Raw genomic sequence first — 12,904 nt, 5'->3', positions numbered from 1 at the left:
GCCTGATCGAGCGCCTGCGAGATAGAACTCACGTCGGGCCACCGCGTCGTTGTCGATCACCAGTCTCGAGAGCGGCGAAGCGGTAGTTTGCGGTTCAGAGGAGAACAGCCTGGATGTCAAGCGTTGAACACACCGCTTTGAACGACCGTAAGTGGCCTGAAGCCACCGGACGGGCAGTCTGGAAGCGGAAAGACATCGAGCAAGAGAAGCCATTCACGTTGGCGCCCGTTCACGTCGCTGAACTGCTCGCGCTCGCACGGCGTGCCGATATTGCACCTGAGTACACGCCAGCCAGCACCCTGGCGACTATGCTGCCCAGCCTGAAGCCCCTCGTCGACGAGGTGCGTGACGAGATCGCGAATGGGCGCGGGATCGCATTGGTCAAGGGCTTTCCTGTTGCCGAACTCTCGGACCACCAATGTGCTTCGGGATTTTGGGCGATGAGCACGCTACTCGGTCGGGGATTGGCTCAGAGCAGCGCTGGCGACCTGGTCGGTTTTGTTAGCGACCGCGGGGAAAGCCGCCTGAACAACCGTGGTTACCAGAGTCGCGCTGCACTCGCGTTCCACGTCGATCTTTCAGACGTTGCAGGGCTGCTATGCGTGCGAGCTGCGGCCGCTGGTGGCGAAAGCCTAGCGGCCAGTTCGCTGGCCATCTATAACGAAATGCGGGTGAAGGCGCCAGAGTATCTGGACGTGCTGGCGCGAGGATTCCACTGGTCTCGCAACGGAGAACATGCTCCGAGCGAGGCTTCATATGGTCCTCGCATTCCGGTATTCATATCGGTGGGCGGGGTGGTGAGCTGCCGATACAACAGAAGCATGATCCGGCGGGGCTCGGAGGAGGCCGGCGAGCCGCTGACACCGTTGCAGGAGCGGGCGCTTGCATTTGTGGAGGAAACGGCACGCCGCCCGGAATTTCACATTGGGCAGTACATGGCTCCTGGGGACATCCAGTTCTTCAACAACTACACGGTACTCCACAGCCGCTCCGACTTCGAGAACGCGACGGACCCCGCCAAGGCGCGCCTGATGCTCCGGGTGTGGCTGCATATTGACGGTATGCGCCTGCTCGGCTCGAACTCTGCGTTGATGCGTGATGGGCCGCTTGTCTACGGGCTACAGGGACGCACGGCTGAAGAACTGCGGGCAGTAAGGGAAGCGCTGCGCTAGCGGGCGTCTGCCGACTGTTAGCAATCAGCGCAGGAAAAGACTGGTTCGACTGTTCTTGCCCGAGGCGTAGCCCCTCAAGGGTTCATGGATGCTGCCTCCTCGTCTTCGCGAGCTGCCAGTGCTCCGGTGTTGCCATTGTCGCTTCACCGATTCTTCGGCCTGATGCTCGCTCGTGACTTGCATCGACATTTCGAACTCACGCCACGGCTAGCACTGAGTTCATCGGCCGACCGAGCGGCTCACCGATGATGCTGGTACGCCGCATGTACCGCACCTGGCTGCGGTCATAGTTGCCAAGTGCCTGATGATTCACGCACCGATTGTCCCACATCACCATATCGTGCAGCTGCCACTGGTGCCGGTAAACCAGTTCAGGCTGGGTGAAGTGCTCCGATAGAAATTGCAGCAGGGGTCGGCTTTCCTCGTAGGTCCAGCCCACAAAGCCGCTCACACGTTCGCTCAAAAATAGCGACTTGCGGCCCGTGGCGGGATGCACGCGCACGACGGGGTGCGCCACAGGCGGCGCCGTTCGCCTTAGGGCCGCTACGTGTTCGGGATCAGGCGGTGCGTACTTAGGGGAGAAGCTCGCAATCACGTCGTGTTCCGCCTCCAGCGACGCGAGAGTCTTCTGCAGGCCTGGTGAGAGAGTCTCGAAGGCCATGTACATGTTCGCGAACATCGTGTCCCCGCCGACGTCAGGCAATGCGCCGCACCAAAGCACTGATCCTTTCAGCGGTTGCAGGGTGTGTTCCAGGTCGGAATGCCAGGCCCGCCCCACGTCCTTGGTCGGCGAGGCCTTACCGTTCGCCGATAACTTGTTCGTAATCTCAATGAGTTCGGGATAGCCCGCCATTCGAAAGTTCGGATTGCCTTCGTGACGATCGGGCTCACCAAAGTTCTCGGTGAATTGAATTTGCTGCTGGGGCGTCAGCGCTGCCCCACGGAATAACAGCACTTGATGTTCGTGCCACAACCCCAGGATCTCTTCGACGAGAGTTGGAGGCAGCGGACCCGTAATGTCCACGCCGAGGACTTCGGCACCCAGTGCATAAGAAAGGCGGCGTACTTTCATTTCGTTCCCTTTCCGGCTCAGGTATGCGCAGTTGCGCCCAACAACGAACGGATCTCCTGGACGACTTCGCCGAATGCAGGTTGGGTGGTGAGCTCGAAGCTGCGCGGACGCGGAAAATTGATTCTGAACTCTTTGATGATTTTTCCAGGCCGCGCCGACATGACGACGACTCGGTCCGACAGAAACACCGCTTCGAAAATGCTGTGGGTGATGAAGAGCACTGTTTTGCGATGGTCCAGCCAGATCCGCTGCAGCTCCAAGCTCATGTTCTCTCGGGTGAGGGCATCGAGGGCGCCGAATGGTTCGTCCATCAACAGCAGACCCGGTTCATGAATCAGGCTGCGAATGATGCTGACGCGTTGTTGCATGCCGCCGGAGAGTTCGCCTGGGTACTTGCGTTCGAACCCTTCGAGACCCACGCTTCGCAACAGGTCACGAGCGCGCGCGGTCGCGGCTCCTGCCTCTAGCTTGAGCACGTGCGCGGGCAGCAGAACGTTCTCGAGAACGGTGAGCCATGGCAGCAATACCGGGGACTGGAACACCACCCCCATCTCCGCTTGGCCACCGTCGACGGCGCGACCCTTGTACAAGACTTGGCCAGCGGTGGGCGCCACAATGCCGCCGACAATCTTCAGAAGCGTCGATTTTCCGCACCCCGATGGACCGACCAAACTCACGAAGGCGCCCTCCTCCAGTGAAATGGAAATCTGGCCTATCGCATCGACACGCTCGCGACTGCGAGTGGTGAAGCTCTTGTTGATCCCATTGGCGACCAGGACGAGCGGCACGTCCCGCGCTGCACCGGAAGCAGCGTCGTTTCCGATCGACCTCGATGGGTCTTGCATGAGGGGTTCGCGGGCAACGTCGTGCATCTTGTTCACAGGGCAGTGGCAGTTCATTCACGGGCAGTCATGGGCACCGCCTCAAGCCGTTCAGTCGTCGCCCGCCCAGTCCGGGCGAGCCGCGCTCGCGCTCCTTGCAAGGGGAACGCGCGGTGACTATCGCTTGTAGGGCACCGCGAACTCACGCGCTTGCCTACGAATCTTTTCGGCATCGAAATGGTTTATGTCGTCTATCAGTTCGTTGGTCCAGAGCAACGCGGGATCCACCTTACCGCGTACCTTATTGAAGTCGAGTTCGTCCATCATCTCCTCCTTTTTTGTGTACCCCCACTTGGTGACGGCCTTGTCATAAGGAGCGTAGAGTGGTGCTCGCTTCTCCACAAACTTCAGGATGGATTTCACCTTCTCCGGCACGCTCTGGCCCGCGGGCGCAGTCTCCGGGTAACGCGTGATGAACAGGTAAGCCGCCGCCTCCGGGTTCTCTCGGATGAAAATATTCGCCTTGGCTACCGAGCGCCCAAATGCCACAGCCCAACGCCTGTACTCCGGCTCCGAGAAGCGCTTTACGCTGCCGCCTAGCCACCACCCGCCTACCTTGGGCACCTTGGCAGGCAACGGCAAGTACCGAACGGCGATGCCAGCCGCCTCGATAGCCGCCAGATGGCTGTCATAAGTGAACAGGGCATCGATATCTTCGCGGTCGATGGCCAGGCCACCCGGCGTGCCCTCGCCGACCGCAATCCACTGCACGTCCCGTTCCGGATCCATCCCCGTCAAACCGAGCACCAGCTTGCCCACCTCGAGATCAGCGCTGCCAAAAAACGGTATGCCTACGCGCTTTCCCTTCAGGTCCGTAACCTGCCGGATCTTTGATTCGGGCTTCACAGCAATACCCCACTTGAAGGGATAGGTGTATTCCATGAAGTTGCGTATGGGCAGACTCTCCCCTTTTGCCATCAGGGGCAGATTGACTGTGGTGGCTACTGTGCCGAATTCGAGCGTTCCCACGCGCAGGCCGTCCAGCGTCGCTGGATAGCTGCCGAGCGGGAAGAACTCGAGCCGGATACCCTCTTCCTTGTAATAGCCAAGATCCTCCGGAATCACCATATTGATGATTGCGGAATTGATCAGCTTGCCCGCATACCCGTATCGCAGCAACTTGCGAGTGTCAGCCTGTGAGTACGCGTAAAGGGGAACGGAGGCAACGGGTCCCAGCCCCGCATGCAAGAGAGTCCGCCTAGTGATCAAGAACGTTTCTCCTAAGTGATTGGAGCGTCAAGTGAGGGAACCATACCCAGCCTGAATTCAACCGGCCCGAGTTCAAGCTTGCGGCCTGCAGCGAGCGCCTTCTCCACTGAATTGGCGGAATCCAGGACCGTCGTACGCTGCATGATCCGCCGATACCTCAGGTCGTCGAAAGGCCGAGCTCGGTGCATGGTGCAGCGGTTGTCCCACATCACCAGATCGCCAGCGTTCCATCGGTGCGAGTAGACGAAACGCTCCTGAGTCGCGAATTCGATCAGTCGCCGCAGGAGCGCGCGGCTTTCGCGCACGTCGCGTCCAATGATGTGTGAGGCATGGGAGGCCAAATATAAGGAGCGGCGGCCCGTCTTCTCGTGCACCCGTACCATCACCTGCTGCGCCGGGGGACGCAACTGCTGAATGTGCTCGTTGAATTCGGTGAATCCTACTTGCTCACGGGAGCGATATACGCTGTGGACGAGAACAAGGTTTTCGTACTCTTGCCGTTCGCTGGCAGGTAACGCGTCATATGCTGCGCGCATGTCTGCAAACTCGGTGTTACCTCCAACTGGTACCACCTCAGCTGCGTACAGAAGCGAGATCATTGATGGCACCTGCTGAAACGTACCATCCGTATGCCACAGACGATCACCCATGTTCATCGCGCGTTGACGGGAGTCGGGCAATAGCAGCATCCCGTTTGCGTCAATATTCGAGATATCTGCGATCTCGTCGGAATCGATCCGCTCCTTGTCGCGTGCATAAGTTGTGCGCTTCTGCAAGGGCCCGAACATTCGGCTAAACGCGAGATGGTTTTCGTTCGTGAGTCGCTGGCCTGGAAAAACCAGCACTCCGTGGACATAGAACGCCTGCTCGATATGCTCGAAAGTCGATGGGCCGATCGACGCGAGGTCCACATCGTGGACTACCGCGCCGAGCGTAGGATGGAGTGGCTCGATATTCATGTGCTTCCGTTCCGCGACGCAAGCAGCGCGTCGAGCGTTGCATGACCCAACCCGGATGACCCGAGGCACGCAGACGGTCTTAAGGCAGTTCCACGACACCGGGCGCCTTCGGATCGAAGGTCGCCTGACGTGCCAAGAAGCGCCACGGCGCTGACGCACTCTCACGCATCCAGACGTTCATCGCCAGTACGTGAAACTGGCGCTTCACCCCGTCGCGCTTGACCACGACGCGCTCGGCCACACTGACAATCGCCGTGTCACCCGCCAGATGCACAGACATGTCGGACGCTTCCAGGCTCTCGTACTTGATGTGGGCAAAGTTATCCATAAAGCTGGTCTTGTCGTCGACGCGCGAATTGGCGTGCCGATAGAACAGCCGGTCATCGTAAATTTCCCCGATTCGACTCAGATCGCTAGCCAGCAGTGCCGCTCGCCGCTGCTCCTCGCGGGTTACGAGCTGCTGTTCGACGTCTTTGGCGGAAATTGGGGCAACGATGGGCATGGCACAGGAGCTGGGGGGGTGTTCGGAGCCCTGATCATAGCTAGATGTTGACTTATGAGTCAACGCATGGCGGGGAGGTACAAACACCTATGAGAAACGCGCTTGCAGTTGACTCATGAGTCAGTGTAATGTGCGGGGTAGGGAGGCTTCGAACGCCGCAAAAGTTGCCTTCTTTCCACATCACTTCACGGAAACCGCCACATGCTGCCCCTGGACCAATACGCCAAGAAATACGAATTCATCCGCTTCGAACGGCGCGATGGAATCCTGCAGGTGACCTTCCACACCAACGGCGACTCCCTGCGATGGAATCTGAAGACTCACTCGGAACTGCCGTCCGCCTTCGCGGACATCGCGCAGGATCGCGAGAACCGCATCGTCATCCTCACAGGCATCGGCAACGAGTTCTCCGGTCCGCCGGCGGGTTCGCAGAGCCAGTTTTGGGAAACCTGCCCCACCATCAAGCACCTCGACAAAGTGCATTGGGAGGGCCGCGCAATGCTAATGAACCTGTTGAGCATCGAAGTTCCCGTGATCACGGCGCTGAATGGACCTGCATGGCGACACGCTGAGTTTCCGCTCCTGTCCGATATCGTTCTCGCGTCCGAAACGACAAAGATTCAGGACTCGGGCCACTTCATCAACAACATGGCACCCGGCGATGGGATGCACATCGTCTTCCCCATGCTGCTGGGCATGAACCGTGGTCGCTACTTTCTGCTGACAGGGCAGATCCTCGACGCGCAGCAGTCGCTCGAACTGGGCCTTGTGAACGAAGTGCTCCCGCAGGACAAGGTGCTGGCTCGGGCATGGGAGATCGCGGCCGACATGGCCAAACGCCCGACGCTTCTGCTTCGATATTCGCGTTTGCTTCTGGTGGAGCATCTGCGCAAGCGCATGCAGGATCTGTTGGGATACGGGCTGGGCATGGAAAGTCTGGCGATCTTGGGCGCCTACGAGGAGCGCGCTGGCCAGCCAGCGGTGAAGTGAAGACATCGGCGGCGCATTCCACGCCGTTGTGTCGCGGGGCCGGATGACTCCGGCCCCGCACGATACTGATGGAGACGATAAGTGAAACGAACGATCGCGTTCCTTCTGCTCGCACTCACGTTTGCGGGAGCCCTTGCGCAGGAGCCGTGGCCAAACCGGCCAATGCGGCTGATCGTCCCGTTCGCGCCCGGCTCGGCTGCTGATATTGCCGCCCGGGCCGTACTTGACGAACTCGGAAAGGGGCTTGGCCAACCAGTAACGGTTGACAATCGCGCCGGCGGTTTGGGACAAGTCGGCATGCAGGCTGCAGCCCGCGCTAAACCCGATGGATACACATTTGTGGTGGGTTCCGCGTCGGGCATGTCGGTGGCTCTCGCCCTTGGGAACCCGATTCCCTACGATCCGATCAAGGACTTCGTGCCGGTCGGGTTCTTGAACACTGCAGCGATGGCATTTGCGGTCAGAAAAGACCACCCTGCCCGATCTCTCGAAGAGTTCGTTGCCATGGCAAAGAACAAGAAACTCAGCTACGCGACGAGTGGAGCACTTGCGCAATTGATTGCCGACGGGTTCGAGCAGCGGGCCAACCTGGACATGCTGCGCGTCAACTACAAGGCCACTGGAGATGCCATCCTTGATGTGATGGCCGGCCGGGTCGATCTACTGATCACCGCACTGAGTTCCATCGTCGGGAATGGAGGACTGAGACCACTTGCTGTCGCCAGCCCCGCCAGGACATCCAGCCTTCCGTCAGTGCCCACGTTGATCGAGGCAGGCTACAAGGACTTTCAGATCGTCGGGTGGAGCGGAGTATTCGCTCCCGCAGGAACCCCGGAGCGCATCGTGGCGCGGTTCAACCTGGAACTCAACAAGGCGGTCGGTCGTGCCGAGGTGAGGAAATTGTTCGAGACACTCGGCGCCGACGTTGTGCAGTTGTCGCCCGCACAGATTAGCGTGTTCTTGCGCGAAGACATCGCCCGGCTCGACGGCATGGCCAAGGCAGCTGCCCAGGCTAAGGACGCATCGCCAAGGCAAAACTAATTTGGGCGAATCGTAGCGACGCCATTGTGATTGAAAGGCAGCAGTCACGGATCGACGCGAGAGCAGCACGGCGTAGGCTCAGAACTGATGCCTGAGTCCAAGCGGCGCTCCTTGCGAAATCTTCCGCCAGCACGAACGCAGATTCCGTCATCTCCTAGCGTCAATTCTTGGACCCAGTGCCCACGCTGATGCCCGCCTTACTTCGTGCTTATGCCCTTCGGTCCCTCGCTAGCGTGGTGACGATGTCGCTGCGGCAAGCTGCGCACTTCAAGCGGGAACTTCAGGAGGGAATGGTCATGGTCAACGCACCTACTGCGGGGTAGACACTCATCACGTTGCAAAGTCGGTACGCGATCGAGTTCTTCATGACGCTGAAGACATGCTACCTTTGCTCTCTAGACTTCTCACCGGAATTTTAAGTGGCAAGATTGGGGTGATCGGAGTCGCACTGCCGAATCTACGCTCGAGCGGTGGCGAAGCAGCCCCTGAGTGTTGCGGATGAGAAGGCAGCAGCATCTCGCGCGTAAGTGATGGTCGGCCGCGCCCGACCGGAGCAAGTTCCTCCGGTCGCCCCCAAGCGGTACCCCGCACCAGCTCGGCTGACTGTGGCCGGGAGTGGACTTCCGATCGGGTGCAATTTGGGGCGTTTGGTGCCCGCTCCTCGCAACCGTGAAGAACGACTGCTTCGCAGCGGTTGCGGTCGCTCGGACTCCGCACATGACCGCGCGCTCAGTGGCACAAACCTGCCAGTCGAACTCGTCAAGGCTCTTGCTTCGAATCCTTGGGAGCAGCGCAGCGGCTGAAACAGTCCAGAGGCCGTTCTAGCTAGGCCTGCGACTCCAGGAGTTGAACCTGGTCCTAAGGGAGCAGCCTTGAGCTGCCCTTGCCGCGCTCAGTAGACGAAGCAGTCCCGGCCCCGAAACGAGAACACCAAGGGCCCGTCGCATCGCGTGGTAAGCACCTTTCGCAGCCCCAGGTCTGTACGGAATCCGGAGATGCCACTCGCCTTCGAGCCGTAGAAGGTCGTCGTCTCCTGTGTCTCGTATTGCTTGTAGTCGTCGCTGATGACAATCAACTTCGGCTTGCAGCCGTAGACGCTGAACATCTCTGGGCAGATGCCGTTCTTCCGACCATGGTGCGCGGCAATGAGCACTTCCACCCCGGATACGACTGGCCAGAACTGCTGCAACTCAAGTAACTGGCGCCACCGACCTCTTCCTGCACGCCGGAGAGGCGCTTATCGACCAAGTTGCCGGAGAGTTGAAGTCGGGCAAGTTTCGAGCTGGCGCACCCGTCACGGTTGAGGTCCCCAAGACGTTCCGCGTTGCCGTGGCTCATGGCAAGCCCGGTCTGTTCGGCCCCAACTATTCACGTCCCGGAAGCATCCTGCTGCCGAACGATCGCCTGTTCTACCAGGCGCTGGCCGACCAAGCTGCTCCCATCGTCGAAAGGGCCACCGACCACGAGCGTTCGTTCAGTCATCAGCTGTCTTCTCCTTCATCGGCCGCCATGTTCCGTTCGAGTCGGGGATGCTGGAATGATCTGCAAGACGCAAATCGGAGGCATGCGCGCGCGGAGGGAGTGAGATACGCACTTCGCGTCGATATTGCGAACTACTTTGGCTCTCTCAATCAGCACAAACTCATCAACATCCTGAGTGACCGCGGCTATCCGGCTCCACTGGCCTCGAAGCTAGAAGAGATGCTTCTGGGCCACACCGGTGAGCGAAACTCGCGCGGAATCTTGCAGGGGATGTATCCGTCCGATCTTTTCGGCAACTTCTACCTCGCGCCCATCGATCAATTCCTGAAAGACGATCTTCGTGTTCTGTCTGCCCGCTACGTCGATGACATTCACATTTTTCTCGAAAGCATCGATGCGTCCGTTGATGTCGTACGAAGGCTCATTCCGATGCTGCGTAGCTATGACCTCATTCTCAACGAGGCGAAGTCAAGGATTCTGCCAGCCAAGACGCTTCTTACCGAAGAACCCGACCTTGAGGAGCTGTTCAACGCCGCATTCGAAGAAGCTAAGGATCAACTGTCGGATGAAGAGATTCAGTCCGAATACGGCTTTCAGGCGGAGTGGGACGACGACATTGACCAAGAGAAGCGCGAAGAGCTGGAACTCGCGGCCACAAAGGCGCTCTTCGATTCGATCGGTGATTATGAAGGGAGTGAAGAGAACATTGAAAGGTTCTGTCTGCCTCTCTTCGCGCGTGCCCATTCGGACTATGCAGTTGATCACGTGTTGGAGGCGTTCAATGAGCGGCCGTCCATGTCGCAGATCTACGCCGCCTATCTCGCGGGGTTTCTCCAATACGCGGAAGTCAAGAAGTTTCTCGCGGGGATGCTCAAGGACGGGACGACAATGGATTGGCAGCGCATGTGGGTACTGGCCGCCCTCATGCAGGCGGAGGCCCCGGTCAATGGCGCAGTGAAGAACTCGCTGGCCTTGCTAGAGAGCGGCGTGCGGGATCAGACGTTGCGGGCGTCCGCTGCCATCTATGTTGGCCGCTTCGGCGACAGCCCCGCACGGATCAAGTTGAACCGCCTGTACTCCGCGCAGCCGCTATACGTCCAACTCGCTATCTACTACTCTTCGCGCGACTGGCCGACAGCTGAACGGCGGACTGCCAAGAGCTCGTGGGCGGATCATTCACCTCTGCACGACCTATTGACGACTGCGCTCGAAGCCAAGGCGAAGAAGTCGTAGGATGCTTGTAGTCCTGCGCTCGCTCGAAGTACTAGGACGCTGGAGCAGTCGGCAAGGTCGAACGATTCGAGCCATCTGGCGCGTCGTGTTCAGCCGGCAATTCCAATGGCTCGCCCCAATCGCCACGGGGCAAAAAGGCCGTAGGCCCGGGCTCGCCCTTGGCGGACAGGATGGCGGATTGGGAGTCGCATTACGTGGCGCAAAGTGCTGGCGCGGCCCTTGACAGACTCCTGCTCCGATGCGCTGGCGCGCTCTCGGTGTGCTTGGAAGTAAAAGTGCTATGGGGAACAAGACTGGGGACCGGCAGGTCCCCAGTCGGCCAAGACCGATCAAAAATCAAGGGCTTGCATTGCAAATGCGGCTGCTGGCACCTCAATCGAATTAAATCTGGATCGCTGGTCACCTGGAACTGTCGGCCCTCCGGATCCTTCTAAGCGTAGCCTTGTACATCAAGCACTGCCGTTTCAGCTCGTTCAGTTCCGCGTTGATGCCGTCGCGCATGGCGACGATAGCCTCCATCTTCGCGTGCAGCGCGCGGTTCTCGTTGCGCAGTTCGGTGAGGGTCTGCTCGGCAAGCGCGCGCTCTTCCTCGGTTGCTGCGTCCATCGCGACGATGGCGAGCCGGTCCTGGAGCCGGTCCACCTCGTCAATGAGGATCTGATGCTTTTCGCGCAGGATCACATTCTCTTCGCGCAATTCCCCGTTCTCTTTCGCAAGATCTTCATATCTCGGAAGTGCGTCGTCTGCGACCGGCTTGCGCTTCGGTCGAGACTGAACGGGCTCGACCGAAGCGGCCGCGACAGCGGCCAACTGCCAGCGCTTAGGGACTTCGCGCCGCACGATGTCGGCAGCCTTCGCGATCGAAATCGATTGCTCACTCATTGCTTTCTGGATCTCCGGCGACCCGCGTTCCATCACCACTCTCACATCTCGCACAGACCTTTCGCTGGCGCCCGAACGCCGGGCGATCTCTGCTTCGGTCAACCCGGCAGTATTGCCGGTTTGAGCCGGATTGCCGGGTGGCAGCCAGGCGTTCAGCTTGCCGATCACCATGATTCGCCGCGCAGTAGGCATGTGCCGACGTACATCATTTTCGCGCTCGACCAACGCCCTTGCTTCGTCAAGCGTTCCTTGGAAATTGGTGGTCGGCGCGATGATGCCGAGATCGCGTGCGGCGCACTGTCGGTGCCATCCGTCCAGCACCTTCCCTTCGAAGAGCACGATGGGGTGCCTCTCGTCGAAGCCATGGGTAGCCATGTTCTCCTTCAGACGAGCAAATTCCCCGGGATCCCACTCGCCGAAGATTTCGCTGAGCGGGTGACGTTCAAATGGTTTCATTACGTTCATCGTTGCGTCGTCTGCATGAAAGTTTTCGCTAGCTGATGTGGGGCCCAGAGGGGCCGAATGATTCGTAGAGTCGTTCATAGAGAATTGCTCACAAATATGTTGGGGAATATTAGGGTGGGATGGGACTGCCAAAGGCGCTTGAGCACTGGAGAGTGATCGGGCCGGAGGACCCCGGCTCTGCGGACGTTCGACATCGGCGACGAAATTGGTGTGAGCGATTGCACCTACGTCGGCCGCGGCGCCATGTGATCCGGGAAGGCTCATCGAAACAACTGGTTCAACCGCGTACTTCGGCAGGTCGAAGTCCGTGCTGACCCTCAAGTAGTTCCAGGCGCGATCGGCGGACAGGCACTTTGTCGCGTACTCCGAGACTTTCGAGTAATCCATTTGCGAGAGGCCTACCGGACGAATGTGGACTCCGCCTGAAGGGACGAATCGCCACTTCCGTTTCATTACTTGCTCCACCCGCTCAAAAGGTGGCCCATGCAGTTCGAACAGCACGTGCCAATGCGGATAGCCCTTCTTCGTCCACTCCAGAAACGCCACGAAAAAAAGCGGACGCGTCCCGATTTCAGGGCGAAAGGTGGCTCGCTCAAACAGTGCCTGAGCCACGTAGTACGCAAATCTGCCCAAGGCCCGCACAGCCTCTTCATCAGGCCACGCGCGATTGAATTTGAGCGTCACCCAGTGCGTCCAGCGGTGCCGCGCCAGCACCGCCGCCATCTCCTCGCGTCTTTGCTTCCGGTATCGCTCTTTTCGAGTACTCCATCGTGCCTCCACAAGTCCCCTCCTCGTTTGTTGCGGGCATGGCTAATTCCAAGTGCTCTTCTTCCATGCATTCGTGCCGCGCGACTCCGCTGCGGCGCACAGATCTGGCGAGCATTGCCAGGTTGCGAGTCATGTAATTGATCGCTAGCTGCCCCGCGAGGCGTTCCGGGATATGTCCAGCGGGGGCGCAACGGAAGCGCGCGGCCTGGTGAATTGCTGGCGCCACGCAGCCGCAGCCTCGGCAGTGA

General features: G+C 59.4%; 11 protein-coding genes. 4 read left to right on the top strand and 7 right to left on the bottom strand.

Features of this window, described 5'->3' with window-relative positions; genetic code table 11:
• Positions 1-113 precede the first annotated feature (113 nt).
• Positions 114-1,172: a TauD/TfdA family dioxygenase gene (locus VHA82_RS16905; RefSeq protein ID WP_325545817.1), complete on the top strand. Its 1,059-nt coding sequence runs from the start codon at positions 114-116 to the stop codon at positions 1,170-1,172.
• Positions 1,173-1,368: 196 nt separating this feature from the next.
• Here VHA82_RS16905 and VHA82_RS16900 read toward each other — a convergent pair whose 3' ends face one another.
• From VHA82_RS16900 to VHA82_RS16880, 5 genes are all read right to left on the bottom strand, one after another.
• On the bottom strand, positions 1,369-2,244 hold the full coding sequence (locus VHA82_RS16900) for a TauD/TfdA family dioxygenase (RefSeq protein ID WP_325545815.1): 876 nt from the start codon (positions 2,242-2,244) through the stop codon (positions 1,369-1,371).
• Positions 2,245-2,261: 17 nt separating this feature from the next.
• Positions 2,262-3,116 carry an ABC transporter ATP-binding protein gene (locus VHA82_RS16895; RefSeq protein ID WP_325545813.1) on the bottom strand — a complete coding sequence of 285 codons (855 nt, stop codon included), beginning with the start codon at positions 3,114-3,116 and terminating at the stop codon, positions 2,262-2,264.
• 126 nt (positions 3,117-3,242) lie between these two features.
• Positions 3,243-4,244: an ABC transporter substrate-binding protein gene (locus tag VHA82_RS16890; protein ID WP_325545811.1), complete on the bottom strand. Its 1,002-nt coding sequence runs from the start codon at positions 4,242-4,244 to the stop codon at positions 3,243-3,245.
• Positions 4,245-4,345: 101 nt separating this feature from the next.
• On the bottom strand, positions 4,346-5,293 hold the full coding sequence (locus VHA82_RS16885; protein WP_325545809.1) for a TauD/TfdA family dioxygenase: 948 nt from the start codon (positions 5,291-5,293) through the stop codon (positions 4,346-4,348).
• A gap of 79 nt (positions 5,294-5,372) precedes the next feature.
• Positions 5,373-5,795 (bottom strand): nuclear transport factor 2 family protein, encoded by a 423-nt coding sequence (locus tag VHA82_RS16880; protein ID WP_325545807.1) that lies wholly within the window; start codon positions 5,793-5,795, stop codon positions 5,373-5,375.
• Between the two features lie 201 nt (positions 5,796-5,996).
• On the opposite strand from VHA82_RS16880, the gene VHA82_RS16875 reads away from it, so the two are divergent.
• Positions 5,997-6,785 carry an enoyl-CoA hydratase/isomerase family protein gene (locus VHA82_RS16875; RefSeq protein ID WP_325545805.1) on the top strand — a complete coding sequence of 263 codons (789 nt, stop codon included), beginning with the start codon at positions 5,997-5,999 and terminating at the stop codon, positions 6,783-6,785.
• Positions 6,786-6,866: 81 nt separating this feature from the next.
• Positions 6,867-7,826 (top strand): tripartite tricarboxylate transporter substrate binding protein, encoded by a 960-nt coding sequence (locus tag VHA82_RS16870; protein ID WP_325545803.1) that lies wholly within the window; start codon positions 6,867-6,869, stop codon positions 7,824-7,826.
• Between the two features lie 892 nt (positions 7,827-8,718).
• Here the strand turns inward: VHA82_RS16870 and VHA82_RS16865 are convergent.
• Complete coding sequence (locus VHA82_RS16865) at positions 8,719-9,015, bottom strand: hypothetical protein (protein ID WP_325545801.1); 297 nt, start codon at positions 9,013-9,015, stop codon at positions 8,719-8,721.
• 71 nt (positions 9,016-9,086) lie between these two features.
• Here VHA82_RS16865 and VHA82_RS16860 point away from each other — a divergent pair, with 71 nt between their 5' ends.
• Positions 9,087-10,541, top strand: a complete 1,455-nt coding sequence (locus VHA82_RS16860; RefSeq protein WP_325545799.1) for an RNA-directed DNA polymerase — start codon at positions 9,087-9,089, stop codon at positions 10,539-10,541.
• Positions 10,542-10,940: 399 nt separating this feature from the next.
• Here the strand turns inward: VHA82_RS16860 and VHA82_RS16855 are convergent, their stop codons facing one another.
• Positions 10,941-12,611, bottom strand: coding sequence for a hypothetical protein (locus VHA82_RS16855; RefSeq protein ID WP_325545797.1), 1,671 nt, complete (start codon positions 12,609-12,611; stop codon positions 10,941-10,943).
• Positions 12,612-12,904: the final 293 nt, after the last annotated feature.

The organism is Ramlibacter sp., from assembly GCF_035548915.1.
Classification (GTDB): domain Bacteria; phylum Pseudomonadota; class Gammaproteobacteria; order Burkholderiales; family Burkholderiaceae_C; genus Ramlibacter.
Note: the sequence above shows the minus strand (reverse complement) of the source record. Positions and strands in the feature narration are given on the sequence as shown.